We start from the raw sequence: 18074 nt of genomic DNA, 5'->3' as shown, positions 1-18074 counted from the left end.
GCACCCCGGTCCGGGACCTGTCGTCCTCGGCCGGGGCGCCGGGTGTGCCGTCCGGGCGCGGTGCCGGGTGCCTGCCGGCTTGCTGGGACGCCTACCGGCTGGGGTGCGATCTGCTCCAGGCGGGGGCGACCAGGGCGATCAGGCCGACGGCGAAGGCGAGCTGGAGGATGTGGCGGATCCAGTCGATGCCCGAGGTGTGCCGCACGCCGACCCAGCCGGCCACCGCGTTGCCCAGCCAGGCGCCCGCGGCGCCGAGCAGCATCGTCAGCCACCAGGGGATCGCCTGCGGGCCACGCAGGATCAGCTTGGCCAGAACACCCAGCACGAAACCGATGAGCAGAATCCACAGGAGCTGGAACATCGCATTCCACCTTTCGATGCGCGTTTCCCCATGATCGCCCGGATCACCCGCTTCGGCACGTCGGCGCGGGCCGCCCGGTGGCGGGCCCGGCCGGGCGCTCAGCGGTCGGCGTGGCTGAGGGCGGCCCCGGAGACCGGGTCGAAGACGTGCAGCCGGTCGGTGTCGATCCACAGCTCCAGCGGGCTGCCCTCGGCGGCCCGGGTGTCGGTGCCGATCCGGGCCACCACCTCGCGCCCGCGCGCGGTGGCGCCGGTGTCCCGCCGTTGCGCGGCCAGCTCCTCCAGCGCACCCGGGACGGCCGCCTCGCCCTCGACCGTGAAGTGCGCGAAGACGTCGGAGCCGACCGACTCCAGCACCTCGACGGCGACGGTGGCCGTCCGACCGCCGTGCGGGTGCTCCAGGAGGGCCGCGTCCTCGAAGTGCTCGGGCCGCAGCCCGACGACCACCTCGCGCGGCGCGTCCGCCGCGGTCAGCCGCTGCCGGAGCCGGTCGCTCACCGGCAGGTCGGCCAGCGCGGTGCGCAGCACGCCCTGCTCCAGGGTGGCGTCCAGGAAGTTCATCCCCGGTGAGCCGATGAACCCGGCGACGAACAGGTTGACCGGCTCGTCGTAGAGCTGCTGCGGCGCGCCGACCTGCTGGACGACGCCGCCGCGCAGCACCACCACGCGGTCGCCGAGCGTCATCGCCTCGACCTGGTCGTGCGTCACGTAGACGGTGGTGGTGCCCAGCCGGCGCTGGAGGCGGGAGATCTGGGTGCGCATCTGCACCCGGAGCTTGGCGTCCAGGTTGGAGAGCGGCTCGTCCATCAGGAAGGCCTTGGGGTCGCGGACGATCGCCCGGCCCATCGCGACCCGCTGGCGCTGGCCGCCGGAGAGGTTGGCGGGCCGGCGGTCCAGGTGCTCGGTCAGGTCGAGGATCCGGGCGGCCTCCTCGACCTTGGCGGCGATCACCGCCTTGTCGGTCTTCGCCAGCCGCAGGGCGAAGCCCATGTTCTCGCGGACGCTCATGTGCGGGTAGAGCGCGTAGCTCTGGAACACCATGGCGATGTCCCGGTCCTTGGGTGCGCGGTCGTTGACCACCTGGCCGTCGATCCGCAGGGTGCCCTCGGTGATGTCCTCCAGGCCCGCGATCATGTTGAGGGTGGTGGACTTCCCGCAGCCCGAGGGGCCGACCAGGATCACGAACTCGCCGTCCGCGACGGTCAGGTCGATGCCGTGGACGGCGACCGCGCCGTCCGGGTAGCGCTTGGTGATGCCGTCGAGGACGATCTCGGCCATGCCCTGCCTGCCTTCCTGGGACGTCTTCCTGCGGGGTGCTTTTTCGGGGGTCAGCCCTTGACGGCGCCGGCGGTGAGGCCGGCCACGATGCGGCGCTGGAACAGCAGCACGAAGACCACGATCGGGATCGTGATCACCACGGCCGCCGCGGCGATCGAGCCGGTCGGCTGCTGGAACTGCGAGCTGCCGGTGAAGAACGCGATCGCCGCCGGGACGGTCCGCGCGGCGTTGGTGGAGGTCAGCGAGATGGCGAAGAGGAAGTCGTTCCAGCAGAAGATGAAGACCAGGATCCCGGTGGTGAACACGCCCGGCGCCGCCAGCGGCGCGATCACCAGCCGGAACGCCTGCGCGGGCGTCGCGCCGTCCACCTTCGCCGCCTTCTCCAGGTCCCACGGGATCTCCCGGAAGAACGCCGACAGGGTGTAGATCGCCAGCGGCAGCGAGAACGTCATGTACGGGATGATCAGGCCCGGCCAGGTGTCGAAGAGGCCCAGGACCCGCTCGATGTTGAACAGCGGCGAGACCAGCGAGATCGGCGGGAACATCGCGATCAGCAGCGACATCCCGATCAGCAGCCGCTTGCCCGGGAAGCGCAGGCGGGCCACCGCGTAGGCGGCCATGGTGCCGAGGACGACCGCGATGGTGGTGGCGATGACGGCGATGCCGATCGAGTTGACCAGCGCGCGGGTGAAGTCCGAGGTCTGGAAGATGCCCCGGTAGTTCTCCAGCGTCCACTTGCGCGGGACGAAGTCGCCGTCGTTCAGCGTGCTCGGGTCCTTGAAGGAGAGCGCGGCGATCCACCAGACGGGGAACAGTGCGTAGAGCACCACCAGCAGGTTGACGACGCCCCAGCCGGCCGCCGCGCGCGTGCGTCGGGAGGTCATCGGCCCTCCGTCCCGCCACCGGGCGCCGAGGCGCCGAACACCTTGATGAAGACCAGCGCGATCGCCGCCACGCAGAGGAAGATCAGCACCGAGATCGCCGAGCCGATGCCCAGGTTGAGCGCGGTGAAGAGGTTGTCGTAGCCGAGGATCGACACCGAGCCGGTGTCGTTGGAGCCGCCGGTCAGGACGTAGATGTTGTCGAAGACCCGGAACGCGTCGAGGGTGCGGAAGAGCAGGGCGACCAGGATGGCCGGCTTCATCAGCGGCAGGATCACCAGCCGCAGCCGCTGGCCGAAGGTCGCGCCGTCCACCATCGCGGCCCGGACGGTCTCCCCGGGGACGAGGGCCAGACCGGCCAGCAGCAGGAGCGCCATGAAGGGCGTGGTCTTCCACACCTCGGCCAGGATGATCAGCCCGATCGCCTGCCAGTGGTCGGTGAGCGGGGCGCTGCCCTCGGGCAGCAGCGCGGCCAGGTAGCCGGTGTCCGGCGTCCAGGCGTACTGCCAGGAGTAGGCGGCGACCACGGTGACGATCCCGTACGGCACGAGGACGGCGGTGCGCACCGTGCCCCGGCCGAACACCGCCCGGTGCATCACCAGCGCCAGCGCGAGCCCCAGCACCAGCTCGATGGCCACCGAGACGGCGGTGATCAGCACCGTCACCCAGAGCGCCTGCCACCAGAACGGGGAGGAGAGCACGGCGGCGTAGTTGCCGAACCAGACGAACTCCGCCTGCTGGGGGAAGCGCAGGTCGTAGCGCTGGAGGGAGAGGTAGACAGCGTAGCCGACCGGGTAGGCCGTCACGGCGGTCATCACCAGCACGGCCGGGGCGCAGAGCAGCCAGCCGAGCCGGCGCTCCTGGCGCGAGCCCTCGGACAGGCCCTTCGGGGCTGTCGCGGGGAGGGTGGGCGGCCTGGTCACGGGATCAGCCCCTTCGAGCCGAGCGCGTCCCTGAGCTGGCCGTTCAGCGCGGAGACGGTGCTCTCCGGCTGTACGGCGGACGGTGGGGAGAGCGCGTGCGAGATCGCGATCGAGACGTTCTGGTAGGCGGGCGTCTGCGGCCGGACGGAGGCGGAGTCCAGCGCCGCCAGCACGTCGGCGGCGAACGGGTAGCTGTCGGTCAGCTCGGCGGCGGTGTAGAGGCTGCGCAGCGACGGCGGCAGGCCGCCCTTGAGCGCGTTGGTCAACTGGTTGTCGCGGTTGCGCAGGCAGAGGGTGGCCTCCTGGGCCAGCTCGGGGTGCCGGCTGTAGGCACCGACCGCGAGGTCGATCCCGCCGATGGTCACGCTCGCCGGGCGGTCCGGGAGGACGGCCGGGTAGGGCGCCCAGCGGAAGTGCGGGAACAGCTCGGGCTGGTCGGCCTTCATCGCCGGGTAGACGAACGGGTAGTTGAGCTCGAAGGCGGCGGAACCGGACTCCATCGCCAGCCGGTTCTGGTCCTCCATCTGGTTGGAGAGCGAGGGGTCGGCGGCGGGGGAGTGGGCGAGGTCCCGGATGACGCCGGCGGCGGTGACGGCCGGCGGCCCGAGCGAGGGGGCGGTCGCGTCGGGGGTGAGCACCGAACCGCCGGCGCTGGTCACCAGGGTGTTGAACCAGACCGTCAGGCCCTCGTACTGGGCGCCCTGGACCTCGACGAAGTGCGGTTTGCCGGCCTTGGCCAGCGCGTCGGCCATGCCGAGCATCTCGGCCCAGGTGCGCGGCGGGGTGGGGACCAGGTCGTCGCGGTACCAGAGCAGTTGGGTGTTGGAGTTGTACGGGACGGCGTACAGCCGGTCCTTCCAGGTCGCGGTCTTCAGCGCGGCGGCCAGGGTGTCCGCGCCGGCCTGCTCCTTGAGCGCGCCGGTCCACTCGCGGATCCAGCCAGCCTCGGCGAACTCGGGCGCCCAGGTGACGTCGAGGCCCATGATGTCCACCCCGGCGTCGTGCGCGGCGAGCCGGCGCACCAGCTGCTGGCGCTGGCCGTCGGCGGTGCGCGGCAGCTTGTTGTAGCGGATCGAGTAGCGCCCGCCGGAGTTGCGGCCGCAGGAGTCGGCGGCCTGCTGGAGGGCGCCGGAGTCGTCGGGGAAGTTGTACCAGTCGAGGGTGACCGGTCCGCCGCCCCCGTCGGCGCCGCTGCCGCAGGCGGCGAGGGCCAGGGTCAGCAAGTGGACCAGGACGAGTGCGGCCCGGTGACGTGGTCTCGGCACGGCTCTCCCTCCGGTGGCGGCCTGCGGGTGGCCACGCTAGGGCGTGCGGCGGGGGTCGGGCCGGGAGCTGACGGCGCGACACACCCGATACCCGCCGGGTGGGCTAGAGCTGGTCCGACCGCCGCCGCAGCGTGCGGCGGGAACGGTCGGACCGGGCAGGCGCCGTTCCGCTTCGATCGGTGCCGGGTGGCCGGTGGCTCTGGCGGGCCGGCCCGCACAGCCGCTACGGTCTGGACCATTCACCCGTTCGGCCGATCGGCCGCAGTCCCCGTCCAGGCCCTTCCGGGAGTCGTCATCAACACCCGATCCGCCGTCAGCACCCCGCTCACCCTGCCCGATCTGCTGGACGACCGGGCGGCCCGGCACCCCGGACGGACCGCCCTGCTCGTCCCCGGAGGCGCGCCGCTGGACTACCGGCGGTGGCGCGAGCGCGCCGTCCGCGCCGCCCACGGACTCGCCCGCGCCGGGGTCCGGCCCGGGGACCGGGTGCTGCTGCTGTTCCCCAACCACGGTTGGGACGCGTACGCGGTGGCCTTCCTCGCCGTCCACTACGCGGGCGCGGCCGGGGTGGTGGTCCGCGAGGACCTCGGCCCGGAGGACACCGCGCGGCTCGCGACGGCGAGCGCGGTGCGCCTGGCGGTGGCCGGCCCGGCGGAGGACCCCCGGGCGGCCGCGGCCGGCGTGCCCTGCCTGCCGCTCGCCGCGCTGGAGGCGGTGACCGGCGCCCCCGAGGAACCGCCGCACCGGGCCCGCCCCGAGGACCTGGCCCAGGTGATCGGCACCTCCGGCACCACCGGGGCGCCCAAGGGCGTGCACGCCGCGCACGCCAGCCTCACCGCGGGGCAGCGGCTGGATCCCAGACCCCGGCCGTACGCCCACTCGGCGCACGCCGTGCACGCCTTCCCGATCGGCACCAACGCGGCCCAGGTCGTCCTGGTCAACGCCCTGGTCGCGGCGCCCGCGACGATCTGCCTGCCGCGCTTCGACGCCGAGGAGTTCGGCCGGACCGTCGAGGAACACCGGGTCGGCACCGTCTTCCTGGTGCCCTCGATGGCCGTGGAACTGCTGAACTCCGGCGTGGCCCACCGCCGGGACCTCGGCAGCGTGCTGCTGGTCAGCTCCTCGGCGGCCGCGCTGCCCGCGCCGGTCGCGACGGCGCTCACCGCCGCGCTCCCCACCGCCACCGTCGTCAACACCTACACCTCCGCCGAGTCCTCGCCGGCCCAGATATCGGCCGTCGTGGACGCCCGCCGGCCGGGCTCGGTCGGCCGCCCGGCCAACCCGGCCGACCTGCGGCTGCTCGGCGCGGACGGGCACCCGGTGGCGCCCGGCGCCGTCGGCGAGGTCTGGCTGCGCCAGCCCGGCCCGCCGCGCGGCTACGTGGCCGGACCGGGCGAGTCGGCCGCCGTCTTCCGGGACGGCTGGGTGCGGATGGGCGACCTCGGCCGGCTCGACGCGGACGGCTACCTCTACCTGGTGGACCGGGAGAGCGACCTCATCAAGTCCGGTGCGCTGAAGGTCTCCACGCTGCGCATCGAGGACGTGCTGCACGCCCACCCGGGGGTCGCGGACGCGGCCGCCCTGGGCGTCCCGCACCCTGTGATGGGCGCCGTACCGGTCGCCGCCGTGGTGCCCGCCGCGGACGGCCTCGACCTCGACGAGCTGCGGCTGTTCCTGAGCGCCCGGCTCGGTCGCGCCGAACTGCCCGTCCGGATCCTGGTCACCGACCGCCTGCCGCGCAACCCCAGCGGCAAGGTGGTGAAGCACGAACTGCGGGCCCGGTTCACCGAATCGGCCGACCCCGCCCCCGGTACCCCGCCCGCCACCGACCGCGAGGTCGCCCTGGCCGGGCTCTGGCGGCGGGTGCTGGGCCGCCCGGTGCGGGCCGTCGAGGACGAGTTCTTCGCCCTCGGCGGGGACTCCTTCCGGGCCGTCCAGCTGGCCGCCGCGATCTCCGCCGAGTTCGGCGTCACGGCGAGCACCGCCCTGGTCTTCGAACGGCCCTCGCTGCGCGCCCAGGCGGCCTGGCTCAAGGAGGCGCCGACGACGGTCCGGGAGCCGGGCCCACCGGCCGAGGAGGAGGTCTCGGACTTCCTCCGGGAGCTGCGCGCCCAGCCGCACGACGTCCCGCTCACCTCCCAGCAGGAGAACTTCCTGCGCTGGACGGCCGAGGCCGAGGGCCGCAACGTCGGATCGGTGGCCGTGATGTTCCGGGTCACCGAGCCGCTGCGCACCGACCTGCTGGCCGAGGCGCTGCACGAGGTGGCGCGCCGTCACCCGGCGCTGCGGACCCGGTTCGTCCCGGTACCGGGCGCCGGGCAGCCGGGGATCCGGCGCGCGGTGGTCGACGCGGACCCGGGCGTGGAGGTCGTCCCGGTCGAGGCCCCGGGCGAGAGCGACGACGCGGTCTCCGCCCGGCTGGTCGCCGTCCGGGACCGGCTGACCGACATCGCCGAGGGGCCGATGACCCGCCTCGCGGTGGTCACCCGGGGCCCGGACGACCACGCCGTGCTGCTCGCGGTGCACCACATGGTCGCCGACGGCTGGTCGATCGGGGTGCTGCTGCGCGAGCTGGGCGTGCTCTACTCGGCGCTGCGGCGCGGCCGGTCGGCGCCAGCCCCCCGGCCGGGACCCGAGTACCGGGAGCTCGTCGCCCGGTCCAACGCCCACTGGCCGGCCTCCCGCGCCCACTTCGCCCGCACCCTGGCGGGCGCGCCGCCGGCGGTGGAGCCGTTCCCGGGGCGGCGGTCCACCGAGGTCGTGCTGAGCGCGGCCCACCGGCTGGCCGTCGCGCCGGAGCGGGCCGCGGCCCTGCGGGCCCGCGCGGCCGAGGCGGGCGCGACGCCCTTCCAGGCGCTCGCGGCGGTCTGGCTGGGCCTGCTGGCGGAGCGCAGCGGCCAGGGCGACCTGGTGCTGATGACCCCGGTGCCGGGCCGGACCGAACCGGCGGCCGAGCGGGCCGTCGGCTGCTTCGTCCAGTCGCTGCTGCTGCGGATCGACGCGACGGGCGCACCCGGGTTCGCCGAACTGCTGGCCCGGGTCCGGACCGCCTCGACGGCCGCCCTGGACCACCAGCTCTACCCGTTCGCGGAGTTCAGCCCCCGGGTGCCGTTCGCCGCCTGGCTCCGCTACGAGAGCTGGAGCGCGCCGGCCCAGCTGCCCGGGCTGGCCTGCACCGCCTGGGAGGTGCCGCGCAGCGCGACCGTGCCGTACCCGATGCCGGGCGGGGACCGGCACGTGCCGGAGCTGGCGGCGGTCGAGCAGCCGGACGGCGGGCTGGTCTGCTGGCTGCGCTACAACGAGCACGCCTTCGCTCCGGAGACCGTCGCGGAGCTGGCGCAGGCCCTGGAGGCCCGCTTGCCGGAGGCCGCGTGAGAAGGAGGTGGAAGGGGTGCGTGCGCGGGGTCGGGAGCGGTCGGAAGCGGCCGTTTTGAACCGGTCGTCCGTCGGCGTCCGTTCTTTCCTGCACAATCGTGCATACGTTCGCCCCTTCGTACAGGAGTCTCGCCCCACCATGTCGCCGCAGACCTCGGACCGCCTCCGACCCGTCGCCACCGTCCTTCCGACGCCCCGGGTGCCACGGCCAGCGCTCCGGTGCGGCCGCCCCGCGGCGGGGAGCGGCCGATGAGGGGCCTCGGGGGGCTCCGGCGCGTGTCCGCCGGAGCGAAGCTCTGGGCGGCCGGGCTCGCCGTGGTGCTGATCGGCGCCCTGACCGCCGGCCTGCTGTGGTGGAAGCCCTGGGCCCCGCCCGCCGCCAAGGCGCTGGACCCGATGGCGTTCACCACGGCCGCCGGGGGCTCCCCGCTCTTCGGCAGCGGCGAGCACGTCTACCGCTACAAGGTCCGGGCCGAGAAGGGGCTCAAGGAGAGCCCCGAGCAGTTCGCCGCCGCGGTCGACGCCGTCCTCGGTGACGTCCGGCGCGGCTGGGCCGCCGACGGCACGCGCTCCTTCCAGCGGATGCCCGCCGACCCGGTGGACTTCACCGTCTACCTGGCGAGCCCGAAGACCACCGACCGGATATGCGGCCAGTACGGGCTGGACACCGGCGGGTCGGTGAACTGCGGGGTGGGCCACCAGGTGGTCATCAACGCCAAGCGCTGGAACGAGCTGACCGAGTTCTACACCGGCCAGCCGGAGCAGTACCACGCGCTCGCGGTCAACCACGAGGTCGGCCACATCCTCGGCCTCGGCCACGTCGACTGCCCCGGCCCCGGTCAGCCGGCGCCGGTGATGATGCAGCAGATCAAGGGCCTGCACGGGTGCGTCCCGAACGGCTGGCCCTACTCCGAGACCGGCACCCTGCTCACCGGTCCCCTCCTCCCGCCCGCCACCCCGGCCCCGTAGCCACCCGTGACGCCGTTCGCCCCGCCGAACCTCCGGCGGGGCGAACGGCGTCACGCGTTCCGGGCGTTCAGTCGGTGAGCCGGGCGGCGGCCTCCTCCTCGCTGAGGGCCTCGATCTCGGCGATCAGCAGGTCCTCGATCCGGGCGGCGAGGGCGGCGGCGGTGGAGAGTTCGAAGGCGTCGCGGATCGGGACGTCCAGGCCGACGGCGGCGCGGATCCGGGCGACCACGCGGGTGACCAGGAGGGAGTCGCCGCCGAGGGCGAAGAAGTCGTCGAGGACGCCGACCCGGGGGAGGCCCAGGACCTCCCCCCAGAGGTCGGTGACGAGTTGTTCGGCGTCGGTGCGCGGGGCCAGGTACTCGGCGGTGGCGGTCGGGTCGGGGGCGGGCAGGGCAGCGGTGTCGAGCTTGCCGTTGAGGGTCAGCGGCAGCCGGTCGAGGAGGACGACGGTGTCCGGGACGAGGTAGGCGGGCAGCGACCGGGCCAGGTGCTCGCGCAGGGCGGCCGGTGCGGGTTCGGCGCCGGGGGCCGGGACGGCGTAGCCGACCAGGCGGCGGCCGGCGAGGACGACGGCGGCCGCTCCGGCCACCTCCGGGTGGCCGGTGAGGGCGGCCTCGATCTCGGCCGGTTCGATCCGGTACCCGCGCAGCTTGATCTGCTCGTCGGTGCGGCCCAGGTACTCCAGCTGCCCGTCGGCGCGCCAGCGGGCCCGGTCACCGGTGCGGTACATCCGCGCACCGGGGCTCGTGCCGGTGAAGGGGTCGGGGCGGAAGGCGGCGTCGGTGAGGTCGGGGCGGCCCAGGTAGCCGCAGGCCAGGCCGGCGCCGCCGATGTGCAGCTCGCCCGCGGCGCCGCGCGGGAGCAGGGCGCCGTTCTCGTCGAGGACGTAGAGCCGGACGCCGGGGAGCGGGCGGCCGAGGGGCGGGCGCCGGGTGGTGTCCGGGGCGGTGAGGTCGGCGGCGGTGACGATCACGGTGGCCTCGGTCGGGCCGTAGGTGTTGACCAGCCGGACGGCGTCGCCGTGCCGCTCCCGCCAGCGGGCGACGGAGTCCCCGCGGGCCTCGGAGCCGCCGAGCACCACCAGCCGCAGGGCGGCCGGCCAGGGCGTCCGCCCGTCGAGGGAGACCAGTTCCTCCCAGTACGCCGTGGGCAGGTCGAGCACTGTGACGGACCGGCCGTGCGGGCCGCTCAGCAGCTCGGGCAGGGTGCGCCCGCCGCCCGGGAGCAGGACCACGCAGGCGCCGGCGGCGAGGGCGGGCCAGAGCTCCTCGGCGTGGGTGTCGAAGCCGATCGAGGCGAACTGGACGATCCGGTCACCGGGCGCCAGCCGGTAGCCGTCCGGTCCGGCCATCCAGTCGACCCGGGCGGCGAGGGCCGGGTGGTCGACGGCCACCGCCTTGGGGGTACCGGTGGAGCCGGAGGTGTAGAGGACGTACGCCAGCCCGGCCCGGTCCGCACCCGGGGAGGGCGCGGCGGCCGGGAGGATCCGCGGGCCCGCGCCGCTCTCGGCGCCCTCGCTGTCCTCGTCGGTGAGCAGCAGGACGGCGCCCGACTCGCGGAGCATCAGCCGCCGCCGCTCCTCGGGGTGCGCCGGGTCGATCGGCAGGTAGCCGGCCCCGGCCTTCCAGACCGCGAGCAGCGCGACCACCAGGTCGAAGGAGGGCGCCAGCCGGACCGCCACCAGCTGACCGGCGACGGGTCCGAGCCGGGCGGCCAGGTCGTCGGCCCGCCGGTCGAGTTCGGCGTAGGAGAGGGTGCGGCCGTCGCACTCCAGGGCCGGGGCGTCCGGCGCGGCGGCGACGCGTTCCGCGAAGCGGGGGAGCCACGGGCGCACCGGCCCGGCGTGGCCGGGCGCCGGTCCGGTGCCGAGCGCGAGGAGTTCGGCCTCCTCCTCCGGCCCGATCAGCCAGTCGCCGTGCAGCGGCAGCGCCGCGTCCTCGACGACGGCGGCGAGCAGGGCCCGGCAGCGGGCGCCGAGCGCGGCGACCGTCGTGTCGTCGAGGACCTCCCGGTCGAAGGCGAAGGAGAGCGTCAGACCGCCGTCCGGCGTCCGCCAGCTGTCGAGCAGCAGATCGGTCTTGGCGCGTTCGAAGCCGGAGTCCATCGAGGCGGTGCGCACCCCGGTCGGCAGGTCGGCGCCGCCGTCGCCGCCGGCCAGGTCGTACTGACTCTGGTGGACGAACACCGCCTGGTAGAGCGGCGCGGCGCCGGCCTCGGCGGGCAGGCCCAGGTGGGTGGCGAGCCGCTCCACCGGTACCTCCTGGTGGCTCAGCGCGCCCAGGGTGGCCGTCCGCACCCGGTGCAGCACCGTCCGGAAGTCCGGCTCGCCGGTGAGGTCGGCGCGGATGATCCCGGTCCGGGCGAAGTAGCCGACCAGTGCCTCCTGGGCGGCTTCGGTCCGACCTGCCAGGGGGGTGCCCACCAGGAAGTCCCGGGTGCCGGTCCAGCGGGCCAGCACGCACTGGTAGGCGGCCAGCAGCACCATGAACGGGGTGCAGCGCTCGCGCCGGGCCAGTGCGTCCAGGGCCGCGGTGAGTCCGGGGCCGAGTTCGACCGGGGCGAAGCCGGCCGGATGGCGCGGGTGGTCCGGCCGCGGGTGGTCCAGCGGCAGCCGCAGCCGGCCGGTGCCGGCCAGCTTCTCGGCCCAGTAGCGGAACGCGGTCTCGGCGCCGCCGGCCGCCGCGCGCTCCCGCTCGGCGCGGGCGACGTCGCCGTACCGGAGGGCGAGCGGTGCCAGGCCGGCCGGCGCCTCGCCGGTCTCCTCCCGGTAGAGGGCGAGCAGTTCGCGCCAGAGGATCCGGAACGACCAGCCGTCCGAGACGATGTGGTGCACCACCACGGCCAGCGCGTGCTCGGCCGGCCCGGCGGAGACCAGGACGGCGCGCAGCGGCGGCCGCTCGGCCAGGTCGAAGGGCGCGTTGACGGCCGGCCGGCAGGCCTCGGTGAAGTCGCGCTCGCTCGCGCCGGGGGCCAGCTCGACCAGGGCGAGCGGGACCGGCGCGGGCGGCTCGACCAGCTGGACGGGCGCCTCGCCGTCCAGGGCGAACCGGGTGCGCAGGGTCTCGTGGCGGGCCGTCAGGCGGTCCAGCGCGGCGCGCAGCGCGCCCTGGTCGAGCGGACCGCTCCAGCGTCGGCAGAGGTACATGGTGAAGCCCGTGTCGGCGGGGTTCAGTTGCTGGAGGAACCAGAGGCGCCGCTGCTCCTCGGTGAGCGGGTGGGCGGCCTCGGTCGGGCGGGCGGCGCCGGTCGTCTGGTCGGTGCTGGTCATCGGACGGCGGCCTCGGTTCCGGTACGGCGCGCGGGCGGGGTGTCGGCGGGCGCGGTGGTGAGGATGGCGGTGGGGGTGGGGGTGGGCTGGGCGGTCGTGGTGGCGCGGCCCGTCAGGGCGGCGAGGCCCACCAGGTCGTCGGGCTCGGCGTCCGGGACGTCGCGGTCGAAGTGGCGCAGCGCGGGAACGGCCAGGCAGGCCAGCACCAGCAGCACCATGGCCAGGCCGAACAGCAGGTAGAGCAGGCCGATGCCGCGCCCCTCGCCGGTGCCGATCAGCCGTCCGACGGTGCCGGCGAGCGCGCCGTCCTGGTCGACCCACGGCTGGACCAGGCGCGGCCCGAGCGGCGCCACCACGGCGAAGCCGACCGGCAGGGTGGACCAGGCGACCATGGTGTTCACCGCGATCACCCGGCCGTGGAACCGCAGCGGGACCTTGGTCTGCACGATCGTCGCGTAGACGCCGTTGACCAGGGCCAGCGCGTAGGCCATGCCGAAGGCGCCGAGCGCCACCGGCAGCACCGAGGGCCGCAGACCGGTCACCAGGCAGGCGCCGGCCAGCCCGAGGGTGGCGAACAGGACGCCGCGCAGCCGCAACCGCCGGGGCCCGCCCCAGACCAGCAGGGTCAGACCGCCCAGCACGGCGCCCAGGCCGGCGGCGACGGCGACCCACCCGGCCGCCGCGAGCGGGGCGAAGGAGAGCACCAGCGGGGTGGTGAGCAGGAACAGCGGGGAGAGGAAGATGTTGAGGACGGCGAAGAACAGCAGCATCGCGCGGAAGTGCCGGCTGCCCAGCGCGCGCCGGAACCCGGCCCGGATCTCGGCGGCGACGCTCTCCCGCCGCCGGGCCGCCATCACGTCCGGGAAGCGCACGGCCAGCGTGACGGCGGTGGCCACCACGTAACTCGCCACGTCGAGGGCGAGGATGCCGCCGAGGCCGAGCGCGGCGAGCAGTCCGACGGCGAACAGCGGCACCAGGAACTGGGCCAGCCCGAAGGCCATCTGGACGATGCCGTTGGCCCGGCCGAGGAACCGCTTCGGCACGAGCTGCGGGACGGCCGAGTTCCAGGCCAGCCGCTGGAAGGTGAGCGCCGTCGAGAGTACCGCGATCAGGACGTACGCGTGCCAGACCCGCAGGCCGTCGGCGAGGAACAGCAGCAGCATCACCGCCTGGGTCAGGCCGGCCGCGACGTCGCCGTACAGCATGATCCGGCGCCGGTCGCCGCGGTCCACGACGGCGCCGGCGATCGGCGCCGCCAGGATGCCGGGCACCAGCCCGCAGGCCGCCAGCAGGCCGAACTGGGCGAGGGAACCGGTGGTCAGGTAGATCCAGACCGGCAGGGCGAACTCGGTGAGCGCCGAGCCGATCATGGAGATCTGCTGCCCGGCGGCGACGCCGAGGAACCGCCGCATGGTCGGCCGTGCCGCCGCCGGGCTCTTCGCGCCGGCCGGGGTGCGCGGGCCGGGCGCGGCGGGGCGGGCGTCGGCGCTCTGCCCGGCGCCGTCCCGGGAGAGGCCGGCCAGCCACCAGGTGGCGCCGTCGGCCCGTTCGTGGCGCCGCTCCCGCCCCGCCGCGACCGAGCGGTGCACGGTGGTCAGGATCTCGGCGAGTTCGGCGGCCCGGTACTTGAGGTAGAAGTGGCCGGCCTCGTCGAGCACCACCACACCGGTGGTGTCGCTGAGCCGGTGCCACTCCCGGTACCGCTCCTCGTAGAACTCGGTGGCCGGGTCCCGGTCGCCGCAGACCGCGATCACCGGTGCGGAGATCCGGCCGTCCTCGCTCTCGAAGAGCCGGGTGAAGTACTGCTCGGCCTCCTTCGTACCGGTCCGGCGGTTGCGCACCATCAGGCGCAGCTGCTCGGCGCCGACCTCGTCGGTGTCCAGACCGGCCGCCGCCAGGGCGTTGACCATGCCCTGGTCGCTGCGGAGCCGGTCGGCGATCCGCGCCCACCGCTCGCCGACGGCGGCGCCGCGCCCGCGCGGCCGGGCGAACGGGAAGATCCCGCCGAGGTGCACGGCCTCGATCTCCCGCCCGGCCGCCTCGACCAGGCGGGCGACCTCCACGGCGAGCCGGACCCCGACCCCGCAGTGGCCGTAGAGGACGATCCGCCCCTCGACGGTGTCGACGATCTCCTGGGCGCAGCGGGCGGCCACCTCGTCGATGTCCATCGCCTCCTCGCCCAGCTCGTGGCCGGGGACGGCCAGCGAGTGCAGCGCCCAGTCGGCGGGCAGCGCGTCGGCGAGCGGCTTGTAGATGAGCGCGCTGCCGCCGCCGTACGGGGTGCAGACGATGCTGGCGGTGGTCCGGCGGCCGGCCGGGGTGAGCCGGTGCAGCAGGCGGCGGGGGCCGCGGTCGGCGTCCGGGTCGCTGAGCAGGGCGGCGAGGCGCCGGACGGTGGGGTACTTGAAGAGGTCCATCACCCCGACCGGGCTGGGGAGTTCGGGGTAGGCCCGGCGCAGCCGGGCGACCACCTGGGTGGCGAGCAGCGAGTGCCCGCCGAGTTCGAAGAAGTCGTCCAGGGCGCCGACCCGGGGCGCCCCGAGCAGTTCGGCCCAGAGCCCGGCGAGGAACCGCTCGGCCTCGTCCTGCGGTTCGACGAACTCGCCGGTGGCGGCGGGCTCCTCGGGCTCGGGCAGCGAGCGGCGGTCGACCTTGCCGTGGGCCAGCAGGGGGAGCCGGTCGAGGACGACGAAGCGGGCCGGCACCATGTAGTCGGGCAGCACCTCGGCGAGGGCCTCGCGCAGCTCGGCGGGCGCCGGGGCCGGGCCGCCGCCCGGGTGTTCGAGGTAGCCGACCAGCGCCTGCCGCAGTCCCTCGCCGCGCGCCAGCACCACGGCCTGGGTGATGCCGGGCAGGGCGGTGAGGGCGGCCTCGATCTCGCCCGGCTCCACGCGGTAGCCGCGCACCTTGATCTGGTCGTCGCCGCGTCCCAGGTAGTCGAGGGTGCCGTCGGGCCGCCAGCGCGCGAGGTCGCCGGTGCGGTAGAGCCGGTCACCGGGCGCGCCGAACGGGTCCTCGACGAAGCGCTCGGCGGTCAGGTCGGGGCGGCCCAGGTAGCCGCGGGCGAGCCGGTCGCCGCCCAGGTACAGCTCGCCGGTGACGCCCGGCGGCACGGGCTGCAGCAGCTCGTCGAGCACGTGGCAGCGGGCCCCGGCGAGCGGGGTGCCGATGGGGGTGCTCCCCGGACCGGCCGCGTCGGCGGTGACCTCGTGGACGGTGACGCCCACGGTCGCCTCGGTGGGGCCGTAGTGGTTGAACACCGCGCAGCGGTCCAGGGCGGCCAGTTCGGCGGCCCACGGCCAGGCCGAGGCCTCGCCGCCGAGCACCAGCGCCCGGCGCGGCAGCAGCCGCTCCAGCGGGGCGTCGGAGCCGAGCGCGGCCAGGTGCGAGGGGGTCATCTTGAGGTAGTCGAGCTCCAGGGCCTCGATCTGCTCGGCGAGTTCGGCGCCGGCGATCCGGCGGGGGAGCAGGTGTACCCGGCCGCCGCTGCTCAGCGCCAGGTAGAGCATCGTGATGCTGAAGTCGAAGGACAGCGACTGCAGCAGTCCGTAGCTCGCGCCGGGCTCGATCCGCAGCCGCTCGCGCACCCCGGCCAGGTAGTTGAGGATCTGCCGGTGCTGGACGGCGACGCCCTTGGGGGCGCCGGTCGAGCCCGAGGTGTAGATCACGTAGGCCAGGTGGTCCGGGCCGGCGGCCTCGTCCAGCGGTTCCGGATCGGGCGTGAGGGGCTCCGGGCCGGGCGGGTCCGCGTCGAGCAGCAGCTCGGCGCCGGTGTAGCCGGGGAAGCGCCCCCGCAGCGCGGTGTCGGTGACCAGCACCCGGACCTCGGCGTCGGCCACCAGGTGGGCGAGCCGGGCGGGCGGCTGCTCCGGGTCCAGCGGCAGGTAGGCACCGCCGGACTTGAGCACGCCGACCAGGGCCGCCGCCAGTTCGGGGGACTGCTCCAGGCAGACCGCGACCCGGTCGTCGGGCCGCACACCGAGCGCCCGCAGCCGCCGGGCGAGGCCGGTGGCCCGCTGCTCCAGCTCGCGGTAGTCGAGCGTGCGGTCCCCGAGGACCACGGCCGGGCGCTCCGGGTGCTCCCGGGCGGTGGCGGCGAGCAGCGCCGTCAGGGTGTCCGGCGCACCGGCGGAGGCGGGCAGCGGCGGGCCGGCGGCCCAGGTCTCCAGGACGTCCCGCCGTTCGCCGGGGGTGAGCAGCGGCAGCCGGGAGACCGGGCGGGCCGGGTCGGCCACCGCGGCGGCGAGGAGCAGTTCGAACCGTTCGACCAGGCGCCGGACGGTCGCGGCGTCGAAGAGGTCGGTGCGGTAGGTGAGCAGCCCGTACAGGCCGCCGTCGGACTTCTCCCGCAGGTAGAGCGCCAGGTCGGTGCGGGTGGTGGTGGCCTCGTGGCCGAAGCCCTCCCGGGCCGGTGCGCCACCGGGGCGGGTGTTGGTGCCGGTGCCCGTGTGGGTGCTGCTCGCGGTGCGGTCGCCGTAGTTCTGGAAGGCGAAGCTCACCTGGAAGACGGCCGACCGGCTGACGTCGCGCTCGATCTCCAGGTCGGCCACCATCTGCTCGAAGGGCACCTCCTGGTGGGTGTACGCGTCGAGGGTGGTCTCGCGGACCCGGCCGAGCAGCTCGGTGAAGGTCGGGTCGCCCTCCAGCCGGGCCCGGATCGGCAGGATGTTGACGAACAGCCCGACGACGTCCTCCAGTTCGCGGTGGAGGCGGCCCGCGACGGCCGAGCCGACGGCGAAGTCCCGCACGCCGGTGTGCCGGCCCAGCAGGGTCTGCAGCGCGGCCATCAGCACCATGTACGCGGACGCGTTGGCGGAGCGGGCCAGGGCGTTGACGCCGCTGCCGAGTTCCGCACCCCAGTGGAACTCCAGGGCGGCGCCGTCGAAGGTCAGCACCGGGGGCCGCGGTCGGTCCGTGGGCAGGTCGAGGACGGGGACGTCGCGCAGCTCGGTCCGCCAGTAGGCGCGGGAGGCGGCCAGCGCGCCGCCGGTCAGCCGCTCGCGCTGCCAGTGCGCGTAGTCGCCGAACCGGATGGCGGGGGCCGCCAGGCCGTCCGGGGTGCCGTCGGCGTGCCGGGCGTAGAGCGCGTCCAGCTCGCGGTGGAGGATGTCCAGCGACCAGCCGTCGCTGACGATGTGGTGCATCACCAGCGCGAGCACGTGCTCGTCGGGTGCGATGCGGACCAGCAGGGCGCGCAGCAGCGGTCCGGCGGCCAGGTCGAAGGGCTCGGCCACCAGGGCGCCGAGTTCGGCGGTGGCACGCCCGGCCGGGTCTGGGTCGGCGGTGGCGTCGACGAACCGGGCCGCGCACGGGGCGGGTTCGGCGACGCGGACCTCGGCGGTGCCCTCGGGGGTACCGGGGAAGGTCATCCGCAGCGCCTCGTGCCGCGCGACCAGGTCGGTCAGGGCGGCGTCCAGCGCGTGGCGGTCGAGCGGCCCGCGCAGCCGGCGGGCCGGGGCCAGCGTGTAGGCCGTGGAGCCGGGGGCGAACTGGTCCATGAACCAGAGCCGTTCCTGGCCGCTGGAGAGCGGCGGGGCGGTGCCGGGCGGTCTGGCCGGCACGGTTCTGGCGGGGGCCGAGGCGGTCCGCAGCCGCTGGGCGAGCAGGGCGCGCTTGGTCGCGGACAGCCCGGCCGTGGGGTCCTGGATGTCGGTCATCGGTGATCCATTTCGGCGCACGTCGGAGGTGGCGGTGCCCTCGGGGCGGGAGCGGCCGCGGGGTGAGCGGGCGGCGCGGTGCAGCGCGCCGCCCGGGA

General features: G+C 75.2%; 9 protein-coding genes. 2 read left to right on the top strand and 7 right to left on the bottom strand.

Translation table 11 applies throughout. The annotated features are described in order from the left end of the window. Positions 1 to 91: 91 nt before the first annotated feature. The 5 genes from ACZ4UX_RS11660 to ACZ4UX_RS11640 all read right to left on the bottom strand — a co-directional run bounded on the left by ACZ4UX_RS11660 (position 92) and on the right by ACZ4UX_RS11640 (position 4707). Entirely contained in the window at positions 92 to 361 is a 270-nt protein-coding gene (locus ACZ4UX_RS11660) for a GlsB/YeaQ/YmgE family stress response membrane protein (RefSeq protein ID WP_329491344.1), read from the bottom strand. Positions 362 to 459: 98 nt separating this feature from the next. After that, the gene (locus ACZ4UX_RS11655) at positions 460 to 1638 is read right to left on the bottom strand and encodes an ABC transporter ATP-binding protein (RefSeq protein WP_329491345.1); all 1179 of its coding nucleotides are present in this window, start codon (positions 1636 to 1638) and stop codon (positions 460 to 462) included. 50 nt (positions 1639 to 1688) lie between these two features. Then, positions 1689 to 2522 carry a carbohydrate ABC transporter permease gene (locus ACZ4UX_RS11650; RefSeq protein ID WP_329491346.1) on the bottom strand — a complete coding sequence of 278 codons (834 nt, stop codon included), beginning with the start codon at positions 2520 to 2522 and terminating at the stop codon, positions 1689 to 1691. Then, positions 2519 to 3442: a carbohydrate ABC transporter permease gene (locus ACZ4UX_RS11645; protein WP_329491347.1), complete on the bottom strand. Its 924-nt coding sequence runs from the start codon at positions 3440 to 3442 to the stop codon at positions 2519 to 2521. Before ACZ4UX_RS11645 ends, ACZ4UX_RS11650 begins: the two co-directional genes overlap by 4 nt. Continuing rightward, positions 3439 to 4707, bottom strand: a complete 1269-nt coding sequence (locus ACZ4UX_RS11640; protein ID WP_396487489.1) for an ABC transporter substrate-binding protein — start codon at positions 4705 to 4707, stop codon at positions 3439 to 3441. Before ACZ4UX_RS11640 ends, ACZ4UX_RS11645 begins: the two co-directional genes overlap by 4 nt. 186 nt (positions 4708 to 4893) lie before the next feature. Here ACZ4UX_RS11640 and ACZ4UX_RS11635 point away from each other — a divergent pair, with 186 nt between their 5' ends. Beyond that, the gene (locus ACZ4UX_RS11635; RefSeq protein ID WP_465706491.1) at positions 4894 to 8082 is read left to right on the top strand and encodes a class I adenylate-forming enzyme family protein; all 3189 of its coding nucleotides are present in this window, start codon (positions 4894 to 4896) and stop codon (positions 8080 to 8082) included. A gap of 276 nt (positions 8083 to 8358) precedes the next feature. Further along, positions 8359 to 9051, top strand: a complete 693-nt coding sequence (locus ACZ4UX_RS11630; protein ID WP_352295256.1) for a DUF3152 domain-containing protein — start codon at positions 8359 to 8361, stop codon at positions 9049 to 9051. A gap of 67 nt (positions 9052 to 9118) precedes the next feature. Here ACZ4UX_RS11630 and ACZ4UX_RS11625 read toward each other — a convergent pair whose 3' ends face one another. Next, on the bottom strand, positions 9119 to 12319 hold the full coding sequence (locus tag ACZ4UX_RS11625) for an amino acid adenylation domain-containing protein (RefSeq protein WP_465706490.1): 3201 nt from the start codon (positions 12317 to 12319) through the stop codon (positions 9119 to 9121). Further along, positions 12316 to 17976 (bottom strand): amino acid adenylation domain-containing protein, encoded by a 5661-nt coding sequence (locus ACZ4UX_RS11620; RefSeq protein ID WP_465706489.1) that lies wholly within the window; start codon positions 17974 to 17976, stop codon positions 12316 to 12318. The genes ACZ4UX_RS11625 and ACZ4UX_RS11620 overlap by 4 nt, the downstream gene beginning before the upstream one ends. Positions 17977 to 18074: the final 98 nt, after the last annotated feature.

The sequence above is a fragment of the Kitasatospora sp. NPDC028961 genome, assembly GCF_055564815.1.
This window is presented reverse-complemented; position numbering and strand designations above follow the sequence as displayed.